The sequence below is a fragment of the Lichenicoccus sp. genome, from assembly GCF_965277665.1.
Classification (GTDB): domain Bacteria; phylum Pseudomonadota; class Alphaproteobacteria; order Acetobacterales; family Acetobacteraceae; genus Lichenicoccus.
This window is the reverse complement of sequence record NZ_OZ255835.1, coordinates 1,755,286-1,770,386: the sequence shown is the minus strand read 5'-3', so window position 1 is coordinate 1,770,386 and position 15,101 is coordinate 1,755,286. Positions and strand designations below refer to the sequence as shown.

The window sequence follows — 15,101 nt, the reverse complement described above, 5'->3', positions numbered from 1 at the left end:
AGCCAGTCCGGGCTCATGCAAGCCAGTCCGGGACGGTCTCGTCCCGCCAGAGCGCCTCGACCGGCGGCCGGGCCCTTATCGTGGCCCAGCGTCCGCGGTCGACCAGCGCCTGGGCCGCCAGCGGCCGCGCATTGTAGGTCGAGCTCATCACCGATCCATAGGCGCCGGTATCGAGGATGGCGACGCGGTCGCCGGCTGCCAGCGTAGGCAGCATGCGGTCACGCGCGAAGCCGTCGCCGGTCTCGCAGACCGGCCCCACCACATGCGCAGGGGCGACGGGACGCAGCGCCGCCGCCGGGGAGAGCGGGACGATGCCGTGCCAGGACCCGTACAGGCTCGGGCGCAGCAGGTCGTTCATCGCCGCGTCGAGCACGATGAAGGGCGGCGCGCGCTGCTGGCGCTTGACCAGCAGCACCGAGGCCAGCAGCACGCCGGCCGGCGCCACCAGCCAGCGCCCGGGCTCGATGGCAAGCCGCACCCCGATGTCGCCGAGGGTCGCGCGCATCGCGCCGGCCAGGGCGCGTGGCGAGAGGCTGCCCTCGTCGCGGTAGCAGACCCCGAGGCCGCCGCCGCAATCGACCGTCTCGACGTGTTCGCCCGCCTCGCGCAGGGCGCCGACCAGTCCGGCAATGCGGGCGAACGCATGGCGGAACGGCGCCGCGGCGGCGATCTGGCTGCCGATATGGACGGCGAGGCCGACCGGGCGCAGGCCGGGCAGCCGGCCGGCTTCTGCGTAGAGCATTGGAATGTCGCGATGGTCGATGCCGAACTTGTCGCCGCGCCGGCCGGTGCTGATCTTGTCGTGGCTACCGGCATCGATGTCCGGATTGACCCGCAGCGCGATGCGGCTGACCCGGCCCACTGCGACGGACAGCGCCGACAGCCGGAGCATCTCCTCGGCGCTCTCGACGTTGATCTGGCCGACCTCGACGCCGATCGCGAGCCGCAGCTCGTCGTCCGATTTGCCGACGCCGGAGAACACGATGCTCCCGGGTGAGATCCCGGCTGCCAGTGCCCGGCGCAGCTCGCCGCCGCTCACCACGTCCGCACCTGCCCCTTCGGCCTGCAGCACCCGCAGCACGGCCAGGTGATCGTTGGCCTTGACGGCGTAATGCACCGAGACGGCGAGGGCGGCCTCCCGGAAGGCGCCGGCCAGCTCCCGGTAGCGCGCGCGGAGCGTGTCGGCTCCGGTCACCCAGACCGGCGTGCCAAGCGCGTCGGCCACCGCCCGCAGCGGCACATCGTCCAGCATCAGCCCGGAGACCGCATGCATGGACACATGCGGACGGCGGCCCAGCAACTCGTCGAGCGTCGGGTCCGGGTGCATCTGGACGAGCGGGGCGGCGCTGTGCATTCGCACGACGATACCGGCGCCTAGCCGCGCCACCAAGCGTCCTTTCCGTCATCCGGCAGCTTGGCTAGCCTGGCGGTTCATCGATGGGGGGACGCTGTGACCGATCCGCTGGTCAACGCCGCCGTGGCCGCGCGGCTGCGGGCGCATGCCCCGTATTCCCGGTTCCTGGTAGGAGCGGCGCTGCGCTGTGACGACGGCAGCGTGCATGCCGGGTGCAACGTGGAGAATGCCGCCTACCCGCAGGGTGTCTGCGCGGAAGCCGGCGCGATCTCGGCGATGGTGCTGGCCGGCCCCCGCCGCATCGCCGAGATCGTGATCGCGGCGCGCGGCAGCCGACCCTGCACACCGTGCGGCGGCTGCCGCCAGAAGCTGCGCGAGTTCGCCGGGCCTGAAGCCCGTGTCCGGATGGTCGACGAGCACGGGCAGGTCCTGATGCAGAGCACCCTGGACGAGCTGCTGCCGCACTCGTTCGGGCCGGAGGCTCTCGGGTTCTAGTGGCTGTCCGGGGGGCGTCCATCACGCCCCGGTGCGCCGGCCGCCCCGGCTGCAACCGGCTGTCGATGCCGCCGTTTCCGTGGAACGCAAGATCGGGCGCGCAAGGCCGGGAACGGCCAATGGGAGGATGGACATGCCGCACATCAAGACGCCGGACGGGATCAGCCTGTTCTACAAGGACTGGGGTGCGGCCACGGCCAAGCCGGTGGTGTTCATCCATGGTTGGCCGCTCGACGCCGACATGTGGGAGTACCAGATGACGCCGCTGGCCCGGCAGGGACTGCGCACCATCGCCTATGATCGCCGCGGGTTCGGCCGCTCCGACCAGCCGCTCGGCGCGTACGACTATGACGTGTTCGCCGACGACCTGAAGGCGGTGCTGGACGCGCTCGACCTGCAGGACACAACGCTGGTCGGCTTCTCGATGGGCGGCGGCGAGATCGCCCGCTACCTGTCGCGGCACGGCGGTGCGCGGGTCGGCCGCGTGGCGCTGGTCTCCACCGTCGTGCCGTTCCTGCTCAAGACGCCCGACCATCCGGACGGTGTCGATCGCGGCGTCTTCGACCAGATGGTCGGCGGCCTGGAGGAGGACCGGCCGCAGTTCCTGACCGATTTCGGCAAGCTGTTCTTCGGCGCCGGCCTGCTCGGCTCGCCGGTCTCCGCGGGGATCATGCAGTGGACCCTGTACATGGCGCTGCAGGCATCGCCGGTCGCCACCATCGACTGCGTGCGGGCGTTCTCGGAGACCGATTTCCGCCCGGACCTGGCGGCCTTCAAGGTGCCGACCCTGATCATCCACGGCACCGGGGACAAGACGGTGCCGGCCAACATCACTGCCGCCGCCGCCGCGGCCGCCCTGCCGGAAGCGACGTACCTGCGCTACGACAACGCGCCGCACGGTCTCTTCATCACCGACAAGGACCGCCTGACCGAGGATCTGTCCCGCTTCATCCGGTCGTAGCCGAAACCCAAGGCCCCAAACCCAAACTCGTAAGTTTCAGGATCTCAAAGGCTCCGCCTTTGATGGGGTCCAGGGGCAAAGCCCCTGGCCTTATTCCGTGCTGCTACTCGCTCAGGCGCACCGCATCGACGATGCGCCAGCCTTGGCCGTCGGCCACGAGTTGTTCGATCTCCTCCGGGTCGTCCACGAAGTCGGCTTCGTGATAGTGCGCGAAGGCATGCACGATGATGACGCCGTGCTGGCCGTCGGGCGACCTAATCGGCGCTCTCATCACACGGGCCCCCACAGATGTGCTGCGGGAACATGCGCTCGTAGAGTCGGTCGCGGGCCTGCTGCGTCATCGAGGGTGCGGCGCCTCGCGAGCCGAGAAGGCCGAGGGCCCGGTGCGCCAATCTCTCTTCCACCGGCGCCTGCCAAGGCTCCGGTCTGTCCTGTCTGCACACGAGATTCTCCTCGGACCGGGCTCTGCACCCTCGCTGGCCGATCTTCATGGGCTTCGTGGCAGGTTGATGGCACGATCATGTCGATCTCAGGCCTTGATGCTCCAAGCTAAGACAGTTTGAATACGGAATGATTAAGCCGGCGGGCATTTTCCTCCTGGCTGCGGCTTTCGCGCCATGCGCCCGGCCATTCCCGGCGCTGGCGCAAGCGCGATTCGGGCTGCCCGGAGAGGATGGCCGCCCGGCTGTTGCGGTGGCACTCGGGCAGGCGCCGTGGCGGGCACTGCTGCGCGTGCAGACCCGCTACGGCGTTCGCTGCACCGGCTTCCTGATCGCGCCGGCGATTGCGATGACCGCCGCGCACTGCGTCTTCGCCGCCCGCACCGGACGCGTGCTGCAACCCGGTTCGGTGCATGTGCTGCTGCGCTATCGTGCGGGGAGCTTTGCCGCGCACGCACAGGCTGCGCGCATCGTGCTGCCCGCCGGCTACGACCCGGCGCATGAGGCCACCGATGCGGGCCTGGACCGGGCGCTGCTGCTGCTTGATCACCCGATCGCGGCGCCGTCGGAGGTGCTGCGGGTCGCATCTCGGCTGCCGACGCCCGGTACTGCGCTGGCACTCGCCGGCTATGGTCAGGATCGCGAGGAGATCGCGGTGCAGGGTCCGCCCTGCCGCCTGCTGGGCATCATCCGGGACGGGAGTGAAGCGGTGCTGGAGCATGATTGCGCCGGCACACGCGGCACCAGCGGCGCACCGCTGCTGGCGCGGGACGGCAGCGGGCGCTGGGTGGTCATCGGCGTCCAGATCGAGGCGCGCCTCGGCGGCGCCGGCGGCCGCGCCTCGGCGCTGTCGGTGTCGCTGCCGGACCCTGCGCCCGCTATTCGGTCGGGTAGGCCTTCGGGTAAATGATGTGATCCGCCGGGCCCGGAGCATGCGGCGCGCCCTTGCGTCCGCAGGCCCCGAGCGGCAGGCAGAGCAGCAGGGCGGCCAGCGCCAGCAAGACGGTCCGGCTCATGCGCTGTTCTCCGACGATCGCTGGTCCGCCACGGCAGCATCCAGTTGCGCGATCCAGGCCCGTGCCGCGCGGCCGACATTGTTTGGAGCGGTGCCGCCTTCGCTGGTGCGCGAGGCGACCGACGCCGCGACCGTCAGCACCGAGAACACGTCCGCGGTGATGCGTGGCTCCTCGGCCTGCATCTCGGCGAGGTCGAGCCCGGCGAGGTCGGTGGCGTTCGCCGCCGCGCGTCCCACCAGCCGCCCGGTGACATGGTGCGCGGTCCGGAACGGCAGCTTCAGCACCCGCACCAGCCAGTCGGCGAGGTCGGTCGCGGTGGAGAACCCCGATCCCGCCAGCGCCTGCATGCGCGCGGTGTCGGCGGCGAGGTCACGCACCATGCCGTCGATGGCGGCGAGCGACAGGCTGGCGCTCTCGGTCGCCTGGAACACCGGCTCCTTGTCCTCCTGCATGTCCTTGGCATAGGCCAGCGGCAGCCCCTTCATCACCGTCAGGAGTGCGACCAGCGCGCCGGTGATGCGCCCGGTCTTGGCCCGGGTCAGTTCGGCGGCATCCGGGTTGCGCTTCTGCGGCATGATCGAGGAGCCGGTGGTGAAGGCGTCCGACAGCCGGATGAAGCCGAACGGCGACGAGCACCAGGTGACGATCTCCTCGGCGAGGCGCGACAGGTGCATCGCCAGGATCGCCAGCGCCGAGAGATATTCCAGCGCGAAGTCGCGGTCGGACACCGCATCCAGCGAGTTCGCACACGGACGGTCGAAGCCGAGGGCGGCGGCCGTCATGCGGCGGTCGATCGGGAACGACGTGCCGGCCAGCGCCGCGGCACCCAGCGGGCACTCGTTCAGACGCCGGCGGGCGTCGGCGAGGCGCCCGCGATCCCGCGCGAGCATCTCGACATAGGCCAGCAGGTGGTGGCCGAAGGTGACCGGCTGCGCGGTCTGCAGGTGGGTGAAGCCGGGCATCGTATCCGCGGCGTGCTCCAGCGCGCGGCGCGACAGGCTCAGCATCAGGGCCGCCGCCTGTGCATCGAGGCCGTCGATGGCGTCGCGCACCCAGAGCCGGAAGTCGGTGGCGACCTGGTCGTTGCGGCTGCGCGCGGTGTGCAGCCGGCGGCCGGCGTCGCCGATCCGCTCGGACAGCCGCGCCTCGATGTTCATGTGGATGTCCTCGAGTGCGGCGTCGAAGGTGAAGCGCCCGGCCGCGATCTCGCCTGCGATGCGCTCCAGGCCGCCCCGGATCGCCTGCTCGTCGGCGGCCTCGATGATGCCGGTGCGGGCCAGCATGGCGGCGTGCGCGAGCGAGCCGCGTATGTCCTGCCGCCACAGCGCCCGGTCGAAGCCGATCGAGGCGTTGATCTCCTGCATGATCGCCGACGGGCCGCCGGCGAACCGGCCGCCCCATTGCGTATTGGCCCCGACGCCGGATTGGGCGTCCGCCTGGACGTTCGACCGGGGTTTGGCGCCGGGCTTCCCCTGGCTGCTGCCCTCTTCTAAAGACATCGCCATGCCCCTGATAACGCCGACCGTCATGCGCCGCGGCCTGCTGGCGGCCGGCGGGACCCTACTGGCCGCGGTGGTCGCGCGCAATTCCTGGCACTCGCCGGCGCCGTCCTCGCAGGCCCCCGATCAAGGCGCGGACGTGCCGGCGGGACCGGCGCCGCGCGCGATCGCGGACCTTGCCGCGCATCCGCCGACGGCGCTGCCGACCCTCGCCTTTGCCACCGCGAACGGCAGCAGGCTGACGCTTGCGGACTATGCCGGCCGTGGCGTGGTGCTGAACTTCTGGGCGACCTGGTGCACGCCCTGCGTCTCCGAGATGCCGGCGCTCGATGCGCTCGCGCGCGCCCTGGCCGGCGCCACACCCGCGATGACGGTGCTGGCGGTGTCGCTGGATCGTGGCGGCGCCGGGGCGGTGGTGCCGTTCTATGCCGCGCACGGCATACGCAGCCTGCCGGTGCTGCTCGATCCGCACAGCGAGACGATGCTGGCGCTCAGGCTCGACGGCATCCCGACCACGCTGGTGATCGACCGCAACGGCCGCGAGGTGGCTCGCATCCAGGGACCGGTGCAATGGGATGCCGGGGCGGCGGTCGCCACGCTGCGACGGCTGGCCGCCTGAAGGCCAAGCTGCGTCAGGCGGTCGCGGCTGCGCTGTGCACGTCGCCGGTCTGCTCGTAGGTGATCACCTCGAAGCCGGCGAGCCAGGCGCTGCCGAAGGCGGTCGAGATCGCGACATCGGTCGCATCGCGGCCGCGCGCCATCAGCAGCCGCCCAATCCGCTGACGGTTGTGCCGGGCGTCGCAGGTGTACCACTGGCCGCCCAGATAGACGTCGAACCAGGCGGAGAAATCCATCGGGTTCTCGTCGAGCGGGACGCCGATATCGCCCAGGTAGCCGGTGCAGTAGCGCGCCGGGATGTTCATGCAGCGGCACAGCGTGACGGCCAGGTGCGCGAAGTCGCGACACACGCCCTGGCGCTCCATGAACGCCTCGTGCGCGGTGCGCGTCGAGCGGGCGAACTCGTAGCCGAAGGTGATGCGGTCGTGCGTGTAGTCGAGGATCGCCTGCACCCGGGCCCAGCCCGGCGCGGTCTGGCCGAACAGCGACCATGCGGTATCCGATAGCCGGTCGGTCTCGCAGTAGCGGCTGCCGAGCAGATAGACCAGCACGTCGGAGGGCAGGTCCTCCACCGGCACCTGCCTGGCATCGGGGGCGGTCGCGTCCGGCAGGCCGCTATCGGTGATGGTGAACTGGTTGGTGATGCGCAGCAGGCCCGGCGGCGCCACGACACGGGTGCAGATGTTGCCGAAGCCGTCGGTGTAGTCGCTGGCCGGCACCGGCGGATCGAACACCAGCGCGTGCGGCGTCTGCAGGTCGGGCAGGCGGCTCGGGTGCAGGCTGAGCATGAGCAGCAGGGGCGTCGGAACCGGGGCGTTGAAGGCAATGTCGAATCCGGCGCGGATCAGCATGGGGTCGTTCTCGCTTTCTCAGATGGGGCCTGCTTCAAATGGGAGCGGCGTAGTTCCGGTCGCGGCGGCGCTCGAACTGCTCGCTGTCGGGCAGCCCGGCCGGCGGCTTCTCGCGGTCGAGCAGCCGCACCACCGACCGCTCCGGCGCACCATCGCGCCGGCTGTCCGATGCCGCCGCGCTCGGCTGCGCTGCGTTGATGTCACCCGCGCCGACATGCACCGAGACGGTCATGCCGAGGCTGTCGGCCGGAAATCCGGTCCAGGTCCCGGCCAGCGGCACCGCCTGGCGCGGCTCGCGGACGCTGGCGATACGGATCAGGTCGCGCGAGCCGACGATGCCGTTGGTCGGGTCGAAATCCACCCAGCCGCAGCCCGGCACGAACACCTCGACCCAGGCGTGCGTGGCGCCGCCGCCCTGGTTCACGCGTCCCTCCACCGCCGGGGAATAGATGTAGCCGGTGACGAAGCGCGACGCCATGCCGAGGGCGCGCACCGCCTCCATCATCAGCACCGCATAGTCGCGGCAGGTGCCGGCCTGCAGCGCCAGCGTGCGCGCCGGGTCCTGCACGCCCTCCTCGTGGCGCGCGCAATAGGTGAAGTCGTGCTTGATCGCGCGGGTCATCGCCATCAGTACATCCAGCGTCGAGCCGGTGCGGCTCTCCGGCAGCAGGCTGCGCGCCCAGGCATCCACGCGATGCTCCGGGTCGGGATAATGCCGCTCCATCACCCGGGCGAGATCGATCACGTCGTCCATGTCGTAGGTGAACGGCCAGAGGCGGGCATACGGCGCCACCTGGGCGGCATCGAGCCAGGTCTCGGTGTGGTCCACCACCAGGCGGTTCTCGACTCGCAGCTCGCGCGCCCGGCGGGTGAAGCCGGCGAGCGTGATGACGTTGCCGAAGGCGTCCGGCACCGAGCGCAACAAAGCCGGTTCCGGCGAGATCTCGACCATCCAGGAGACCAGCCGCTGGTCGACGCAGTCGCGCGGCCGGAACATCATCCGGTGCTCGCCAAACCCGACCGGGCGGCGGTATCGGTAGGTCGTGACATGCTGGACAGACAGAACCGGCATGGAGATCCTTCTCCGGAGGTTTGGCCCGGACTTCGAACCCCGGGGGCCCCAGACCGGGGAGCAAGAACCCGGGACCAAGAACCGGGGGTGCGGCCCGGTTGGCTCGCGGGCCGCGCGTCGGCGGCGTTGGTATGGACGGGCGACATGATCGGATACGACCAGGGTGCTTGATAAGAACACGGTGCAAGATCACGGCCAAAACAAATCGGACCGGCCGGCGGTGTTGATCGGCCCGGACGATCCGCCGCCGGTGACGGTGCTGCGCGCCGGCTCCACTTCGCCGTTCGTGCTCGCCTCCGACCATGCCGGCCGCGCCATCCCGGCGGCACTGGGCGATCTCGGTGTCGCCCCGCGCGACCTCGACCGGCATATCGCATGGGATATCGGGGTTGCCGGAACCGGCGTGCGGCTCAGCGCGGCGCTCGATGCGCCGCTCGTGGCCCAGGCCTATTCGCGCCTGGTGATCGACTGCAACCGCCGGCCGGGCCATGTGTCGTCCATCCCGCTGACGAGCGATGGCACGCCGGTGCCGGGCAATCACGATCTTTCCAGCGGGCAGCGCGCGGCACGCGAACGCGAGATTTTTGCGCCCTACCACGCACGACTCGCTGCCGTGCTGGACCACCGCCGGGCCGTGCTGCTGCCGAGCGTGCTGGTGGCGCTGCACAGCTTCACGCCGCAGCTGGGATCGCCGGACCGTCCGACGCCTGGGGGCACCGCGCCGCGTCCCTGGCATGTCGGCCTGCTGCACAACCACGATCCGCGTTTCGCGCTGATCCTGCGCGACCTGCTGCGCGACGAGGGGGATCTGGTCGTCGGCGACAACGAGCCGTACGAGCTGTCGGATCTCGACGACTACACCGTGCCGGTGCATGGCGAGCAGCGCGGGCTGCCGCAGGTCGAGATCGAGATCCGGCAGGACCTGATCGGCGATGCGGCCGGCGAGGCAGCCTGGGCCGCCCGACTCGCGCGCCTGCTGCCGCTCGCCTGGGCGCGCACCCGGACCGCTGTCTCGTGATCCTCCCTGCATGAAGGCGGGCCTGCATGCAGGCGGGGCGATGATCTCAGGGTCTGCCCGCCTTGCCGGGGTGATCGGCCATCCGGTGTCGCACTCCCGCTCGCCGCTGCTGCACAACCACTGGCTGGCCCGGCACGGCATCGACGGCGCCTACGTGCCGCTGCCGGTGCCGCCCGAGCGGCTGGAAACCGCCTTGCGCGGCCTGCGGGCGGCGGGTTTCGCCGGGCTCAACGTCACCGTGCCGCACAAGCAGGCGGTGGCGGCGTTCTGCGACGAGCTCGACGAGGCCGCTTCGCGGACCGGCAGCGTCAACACGCTGGTGTTCACGGCAGATGGACGCTGTCTCGGAAGCAGCACCGACGGCGCCGGCTTCCTGGCCAGCCTGCGGGCCGCCGGCGTCGATGCGCGCACCGGCCCGGTGCTGCTGCTCGGCGCCGGCGGTGCCGCCCTCGCGCTGGCCGCGTCCCTGCTCGCGCACGGCATCCCGGTGCTGGTGGCCAACCGGACGCGCGAGCGCAGCGAGGCGCTGGCGCGGCGCCTCGCCACGGCAGCGGGTCCCGCGCCACGGCACGCGGTGCCGGGCCCCGGCGTGAGGGTACTGGATTGGGCGGCCTGGCCGGCGGCGCTCGCGGATGTGGCGCTGCTGGTCAACACCACCTCGCTCGGCATGCGGGGCCAGCCGGCCCTGCCGACGGACCTGTCGCGCGCCGGCGCGCGCCTGGTGGTGGCCGACATCGTCTATGTGCCGCTGGAGACCGCCCTGCTGGCCGCGGCCCGCGCGCGCGGGCTGCGCACGGTGGGCGGCCTCGGCATGCTGCTGCACCAGGCGGTGCCGGGATTTGCCGCCTGGTTCGGGGTGACGCCGGAGGTCGATGACGAGGTCACGGCGTTGCTGGCGTCCAGCGTCGCGGCATCGGGCCAGCCTGCCGCAACGGATGCATCTGGTTGAAGGTCATCGGCCTGACCGGCGGCATCGGCATGGGCAAGTCCACCGCGGCGCGGGCGCTGCGCCGGGCCGGCCTGCCGGTGTTCGACGCCGACCGCGAGGTGCACCGGCTGCAGGCGCGTGGCGGCGCCGCGGTGCCGGCGATCGCGGCCCTGGTGCCCGACGCGGTGCATGAAGGCTGCATCGATCGCGGCGTGCTGCGGGCGGCGGCGATCGCCAGCCCCGAGATCTTCACCGCGCTCGAGCGGATCATGCATCCGATGGTGCGCGCGGCGCAGCGGCGGTTCCTGCGCCGCGCGCGGTCGCGCGGCGCCCGCTTCGCGGTGCTGGACATCCCGCTGCTGTTCGAGCGCGGCGGCTGGCGCGCCTGCGATACGGTGGTGGTGGTGTCGGCGCCCCCCGCGACCCAGATCCGCCGCATTCGCCACCGTCGCGGCATGAGCGAGAGCGAGGCGCTGTCGCTGATCGCGCGGCAGATGCCGGATGCCGAGAAGCGGCGCGGCGCCGATGTGGTGATACGCACCGGCTTGTCGCGCTGGCACAGCCTGCGGCAGATCAGGCGCATGCTGGTGCGACTGCGGGAGACTCCACCATGAAACGAGCCGTGCTGTTCGATACCGAGACCACCGGGCTGGATCCGCGTACCGGCGACCGCGTCATCGAGATCGCTGCGGTCGAGCTGATCGACGATCTGCCGACCGGTCGGCACTACCATGTGCTGCTCGATCCCGAGCGTGACGTGCCGGAGGAGGCCTCGCGCGTGCATGGCTACACGCGCGCGCACCTCGTCGGCCAGCCGAAGTTCGCCGGCGTGGTCGATGCTTTTCTCGCCTTCGTCGGCGATGCGCCGCTGATCGCGCACAATGCGCCGTTCGATTTCGGCTTCCTCGACGCCGAGCTCGCGAAGCTCGACCTGGCAGCGCTCGACCGGGGCCGCATGGTCGATACGCTGGAGCTGGCGCGCGCGCGCTTCCCGGGGCTGCCGAACAGCCTCGACAGCCTGTGCCGGCGCTACGGCATCGACCTTGCCGAGCGCACCACGCACAACGCGCTGCTCGATTGCCGGCTGCTGGCGCAGGTCTATCTGGAGCTGATGGGCGGCCGGCAGCGCGGCCTGGCGCTGGCGGTCGAGGAGGGTGGCGGCCTGGCCGGCGTCTCGTACGCCGCGAGCGTCGACCGCCGTCCACGGCTGCTGGTGCCTGACGCGCAGGCCCTGCAGGCGCATGCCGCCTTCGTGGCGAAACTCAAGGATGCGGTCTGGCTCCAGGCCGGGTGACCGCCTGATGGCTTTTCCCTTCCCGACGCCGCTGGCGAGCCAGTCCGTCGACGATGTCGCCCACATCATCCAGGTGGCACTCACGCCGGTGTTCATGCTGTCGGGCATCGGCACGCTGCTGAACCTGTTCAACACGCGGCTGGCGCGCGTCTCGGACCACCTGGAGACGATCGCGGATCAGCAGTCCGGCGAGGCTCACGACGCCGCACGAGCCGTGTTGCGCCGCCACCTGCGGGGCGGCTCTCGTGCTGTTCCTCGGCAGCCTGCGCAACTCGGGCGCCGGTTCCTGGCTGGTGCTGCTGTTCGGTGTCGCCCTGCTCTGCACGATGGGGGCGCTTGCGGCCTTCATCGGCGACAGCGCGCTGGCCTGGCACGGGCTGCGCATGGAAGGGCCGTTGCCGAAGCCCACGCCAACGGCGGCGAAGTGACGCATCCTGGGCTCGTGGCGCTGCGCCATCCGGCCTCCCGCGCCTCCTGGCTCGCCCTGATCGCCGGTCTCTGCGACGGCCTCGGCTGGCTGCAGACCGGGCTGTTCGCGGCCCAGATGACCGGGAACACCGCACTCCTCGGCGTGGCACTCGCCCAGGGCCATTGGCGCGGCGCCGCCCAGAAGGCGACGGCGATCCTCTGCTTCCTGGCAGGCTCCCTGGCCGCCCGGCTGCTGCTGCGTTCCGAGAAGGAACCAGGCCGGGGCAGGGTGCTCGTCGTGCTGGTGGCCAGTCTCGTCATCCTGGTGGCGGCGTTCCTGCCCAAGCCGGTCAACGTCCTGGTCCTGGGGGCAGCACTCGGTGGCCAGAACGCCGTCTTCACCCGCTTCGGCGGCCAGAGCATCAATACCAGCTTCGTCTCCGGCGACCTGCAGAAGCTCGCCCAGGCGCTTGCCAGACGGATCACCCGGGGCGCCGCGCTCGATGACGGCGACCGGATCGTCCTGGTGACCGTGCCGTCGCTGTGGTCGACCTATGTGGCGGGCGCGGCAGTCGGCGTGTTTTGTGCGCGTGGCCTGGCATTGCCGCTGCTGGTTCCGGCGGCGATGCTGCCGCTCGTCCTGCTGCTGCCGAAGGATAGGAGCCAGGCCGGCTGAGCCCTGAGAATGACAGGAGGCGTGCGTTGGACAGCCGCTATCGTTTCGGGATCGAAGAAGAATATTTCCTCGCCGATGCCTTGAGCCGCGGCACGCCGTCTTCGGACGCGGCCAGGGCCTTCCATGTCGCCGCGAACGACAGGCTGCCGGGGTGCGGACGGGAAGTCCTGCAGAGCCAGGTCGAGGTTTCGACCTCGCCTGGAACCGATTTTGCCGAGGCGCATGATCGGCTGCGGTTCCTGCGCTCGGAACTCGCCGCGATCGGCCGCGAGCGCGGGCTGCTGGTGTTCGCGTCCGGCACGCATCCGCTCGCCGCATGGCCGGAGCAGGCGCAGAGCGAAGGCGAACGCTACGACCGGATGGTGGCCGAATACGGCATCCTGGCGACGCGCAACATGGTCTGCGCCCTGCACGTCCATGTCGAGGTGCCGGATCCCGCGCGCCGGGCCGAACTCATGCGGCGCATGGTCCCGTATGTGCCGATGTTCCTCGCACTTTCGGTCTCGTCGCCGTTCTGGGAGGGACGGCAGACCGGTCTCGCCGGCTACCGGATGGCGGCCTATCGCGAGTGGCCGCGATCGGGACTGCCGGACCTGATGGATGGTGCCGCCGACTACGAGCACTACCTGCAGGTGATGACGCAGTCGGGCGCGATACCGGATGCGAGCTACCTGTGGTGGGCGTTGCGGCCCTCGATGCATTATCCGACACTGGAACTGCGTGTCTGCGACAGCTGCGTCCGGGTGGGCGACAGTGTCGCGATCGCGGCGCTGTATCGCTGCGTCGTGCGTATGCTTGACCGTCGGTCGGATATCCACGCCAGGCTGACCGGAGCTTCGAGAGCGATCGCCAGCGAGAACTTCTGGCGCGTGCAGCGCGACGGGGTGCACGCCTCACTGATCGACGAGGCATCGCGCACGATGGTTTCCCTCAAGGACAACATGGAGACGTTGATCGCGTTGCTACGGGAAGATGCAGCGGCATTCGGCTGCGAGCGGGAACTGGAGGCGGCTCGCGGGATCGTGCGTCGCGGGACAGGATCCGACCGCCAGGTCGAAACATATGAACGCGGGCTTCGGGCGGGCCTGGAGAACGACGCCGCCCTGCATGGAGTGGTGGATTGGCTCGCGGCCGAGAGTAAGCGGCCAGGCTGATGCGTCAGGACCTCCTCACGCGTCCGAACGACCCGCCATGCCCACGAGCCGGGACTGTCGCGGAAGACAGTCCCGGCTTCAAACAGTTCTACGAGTTGATTGTGCCGTTCACGAGGTTCGGGAAGAAGCCGTAGTTCGCCGCAGCACCTCCGCCATAGGCGATGTTCAGCACCTGGGACGGCGTGCGGCGGAATGCCAGGCCGTTGATATCGTTCGGAACGAAGTTGTACGCGTTACCCGGGATCGTGGTTCCGAAATCGTCGGCGACGTCGGAGAGTGAGGCGCGCAGTGCAGAGATCGCATCGGTGGCCTGCCCGGCACCAAGATCCGACAGCAATGTGCGGATCATGCCGGCCTGGTAGCCTTCGGTGCCGAGAAGTCCAGCGGCGGCCGCGACGTTGGTCTTGCTCGTCAGCAGGGCAGCGGCTCCGGCAAGCGCGGTGACACAGACATCCTCGATCACGTAGGCGCCGAGCAGGAATGAGATCGGGTCGGCAAACGGGTTGAAGGTCTGGCCGGGAGCGATTAGGCCTGCCGCGATGGCGAGCGTGGTCCACGACGTGGACAGGTTGATCGACGGCTCGGCGATCGCAGCGGTCCCGTTCACGGCACGTAGGAACTCGACATGGGCGAGCTCGTCGACGGCGAGCCGCTGCGCATAATACTGGATCGCCGACCCGTTCCAGGGCACCACGCTGCCGCCCGTCACGGTGCCCTGGGTTCCGGTGCCGGTCAGCAGGGTCGCGGCGAGCCCCTGTCCGGTGATTGCGCGCAGATAGTATTCGGCCCCGAGATACTCGAAGTTCAAGGCAAAGTTGATGATGTCGGTGTCGGTGATGGCAGCGGCCTTCGCCGTGTCGCTGCCAAGCACGACGCCGGCTGCCGAAGCCATCACGGCGCCACCGACCACGCCTGCACCCATCCGCCGTATCAATCGTCTGCGGCCGCCCCCGGCGGGGGCTGCAGGACCCGGGCTCTCGCCGGAAGCGGGCTCGATAGCGACTTCATCAACCATGTTCTGTGCCTCGGATACACTGTCGGTCTTGTTTCCGGAGCAGCAACATCGAGGACGGGCCGCAGGTTCGGCAGCCCGATGCCGCCGGCGCATCACGTTTCGGATAACCGCTTCAGACGATCGAGGCGTAGGCGACCGGCAGGTGATGGGCCAGCGCTCCGGATGGTTGCCGAGCACGGTATCCTGGCGACGCGCACCATTGTCTGCGCCCTGCACGTCCATGTCGAGGTGCCGGATCCGGGGCGTAGGGCGGACCTCATGCCGCCTATGATTTCTGCAAACGCTCTCATGATGCGATTGCA

General features: G+C 70.3%; 17 protein-coding genes and 1 pseudogene. 11 read left to right on the top strand and 7 right to left on the bottom strand.

The genetic code is table 11. From position 1 onward, the window contains the following. Positions 1-13: 13 nt before the first annotated feature. Entirely contained in the window at positions 14-1,327 is a 1,314-nt protein-coding gene (gene lysA / locus ACQY4O_RS08125) for a diaminopimelate decarboxylase (RefSeq protein WP_428378143.1), read from the bottom strand. 123 nt (positions 1,328-1,450) lie between these two features. On the opposite strand from lysA, the gene ACQY4O_RS08120 reads away from it, so the two are divergent. After that, entirely contained in the window at positions 1,451-1,849 is a 399-nt protein-coding gene (locus ACQY4O_RS08120; RefSeq protein WP_428375676.1) for a cytidine deaminase, read from the top strand. Positions 1,850-1,982: 133 nt separating this feature from the next. Further along, a complete protein-coding gene (locus ACQY4O_RS08115) occupies positions 1,983-2,810 on the top strand; it encodes an alpha/beta fold hydrolase (RefSeq protein WP_428375675.1) in 828 nt (275 codons plus the stop codon). A gap of 103 nt (positions 2,811-2,913) precedes the next feature. Here the strand turns inward: ACQY4O_RS08115 and ACQY4O_RS08110 are convergent, their stop codons facing one another. Then, positions 2,914-3,081, bottom strand: a complete 168-nt coding sequence (locus ACQY4O_RS08110) for a hypothetical protein (RefSeq protein WP_428375674.1) — start codon at positions 3,079-3,081, stop codon at positions 2,914-2,916. Between the two features lie 299 nt (positions 3,082-3,380). On the opposite strand from ACQY4O_RS08110, the gene ACQY4O_RS08105 reads away from it, so the two are divergent. Next, a complete protein-coding gene (locus ACQY4O_RS08105) occupies positions 3,381-4,160 on the top strand; it encodes a trypsin-like serine peptidase (RefSeq protein WP_428375673.1) in 780 nt (259 codons plus the stop codon). Here ACQY4O_RS08105 and ACQY4O_RS08100 read toward each other — a convergent pair. Both ACQY4O_RS08100 and argH read right to left on the bottom strand, forming a co-directional pair. Continuing rightward, the gene (locus ACQY4O_RS08100; RefSeq protein WP_428375672.1) at positions 4,129-4,266 is read right to left on the bottom strand and encodes a hypothetical protein; all 138 of its coding nucleotides are present in this window, start codon (positions 4,264-4,266) and stop codon (positions 4,129-4,131) included. The genes ACQY4O_RS08105 and ACQY4O_RS08100 overlap by 32 nt on opposite strands. Then, positions 4,263-5,795, bottom strand: a complete 1,533-nt coding sequence (argH, locus tag ACQY4O_RS08095; protein ID WP_428375671.1) for an argininosuccinate lyase — start codon at positions 5,793-5,795, stop codon at positions 4,263-4,265. The genes ACQY4O_RS08100 and argH overlap by 4 nt, the downstream gene beginning before the upstream one ends. Here argH and ACQY4O_RS08090 point away from each other — a divergent pair. After that, the gene (locus ACQY4O_RS08090) at positions 5,770-6,384 is read left to right on the top strand and encodes a TlpA family protein disulfide reductase (protein ID WP_428375670.1); all 615 of its coding nucleotides are present in this window, start codon (positions 5,770-5,772) and stop codon (positions 6,382-6,384) included. The genes argH and ACQY4O_RS08090 overlap by 26 nt on opposite strands. Before the next feature lie 13 nt (positions 6,385-6,397). On the opposite strand, the gene ACQY4O_RS08085 is transcribed toward ACQY4O_RS08090, so the two are convergent. Then, on the bottom strand, positions 6,398-7,234 hold the full coding sequence (locus ACQY4O_RS08085) for a transglutaminase-like domain-containing protein (RefSeq protein WP_428375669.1): 837 nt from the start codon (positions 7,232-7,234) through the stop codon (positions 6,398-6,400). A 34-nt stretch (positions 7,235-7,268) separates the two neighbouring features. Continuing rightward, on the bottom strand, positions 7,269-8,306 hold the full coding sequence (locus ACQY4O_RS08080) for a transglutaminase family protein (RefSeq protein WP_428375668.1): 1,038 nt from the start codon (positions 8,304-8,306) through the stop codon (positions 7,269-7,271). A gap of 220 nt (positions 8,307-8,526) precedes the next feature. Between ACQY4O_RS08080 and ACQY4O_RS08075 the strand changes: the two genes are divergently transcribed. The 7 genes and pseudogenes from ACQY4O_RS08075 to ACQY4O_RS08045 all read left to right on the top strand — a co-directional run bounded on the left by ACQY4O_RS08075 (position 8,527) and on the right by ACQY4O_RS08045 (position 13,784). Beyond that, on the top strand, positions 8,527-9,324 hold the full coding sequence (locus ACQY4O_RS08075) for an N-formylglutamate amidohydrolase (protein WP_428375667.1): 798 nt from the start codon (positions 8,527-8,529) through the stop codon (positions 9,322-9,324). Positions 9,325-9,364: 40 nt separating this feature from the next. After that, positions 9,365-10,273, top strand: a complete 909-nt coding sequence (locus tag ACQY4O_RS08070; RefSeq protein WP_428375666.1) for a shikimate dehydrogenase — start codon at positions 9,365-9,367, stop codon at positions 10,271-10,273. Beyond that, positions 10,270-10,866, top strand: coding sequence for a dephospho-CoA kinase (gene coaE / locus ACQY4O_RS08065; RefSeq protein WP_428375665.1), 597 nt, complete (start codon positions 10,270-10,272; stop codon positions 10,864-10,866). Before ACQY4O_RS08070 ends, coaE begins: the two co-directional genes overlap by 4 nt. Continuing rightward, positions 10,863-11,546 carry a DNA polymerase III subunit epsilon gene (gene dnaQ / locus ACQY4O_RS08060; RefSeq protein ID WP_428375664.1) on the top strand — a complete coding sequence of 228 codons (684 nt, stop codon included), beginning with the start codon at positions 10,863-10,865 and terminating at the stop codon, positions 11,544-11,546. Before coaE ends, dnaQ begins: the two co-directional genes overlap by 4 nt. Continuing rightward, positions 11,494-11,974, top strand: a pseudogene (locus tag ACQY4O_RS08055) (DUF2721 domain-containing protein). The gene dnaQ and the pseudogene ACQY4O_RS08055 overlap by 53 nt, the downstream one beginning before the upstream one ends. Then, on the top strand, positions 11,971-12,630 hold the full coding sequence (locus ACQY4O_RS08050; protein ID WP_428375663.1) for a YoaK family protein: 660 nt from the start codon (positions 11,971-11,973) through the stop codon (positions 12,628-12,630). Before ACQY4O_RS08055 ends, ACQY4O_RS08050 begins: the two are co-directional and overlap by 4 nt. Before the next feature lie 26 nt (positions 12,631-12,656). After that, a complete protein-coding gene (locus tag ACQY4O_RS08045; RefSeq protein WP_428375662.1) occupies positions 12,657-13,784 on the top strand; it encodes a carboxylate-amine ligase in 1,128 nt (375 codons plus the stop codon). A gap of 88 nt (positions 13,785-13,872) precedes the next feature. Here the strand turns inward: ACQY4O_RS08045 and ACQY4O_RS08040 are convergent, their stop codons facing one another. Further along, positions 13,873-15,021, bottom strand: a complete 1,149-nt coding sequence (locus ACQY4O_RS08040; protein WP_428375661.1) for a ferritin-like domain-containing protein — start codon at positions 15,019-15,021, stop codon at positions 13,873-13,875. Between the last annotated feature and the right edge of the window lie 80 nt (positions 15,022-15,101).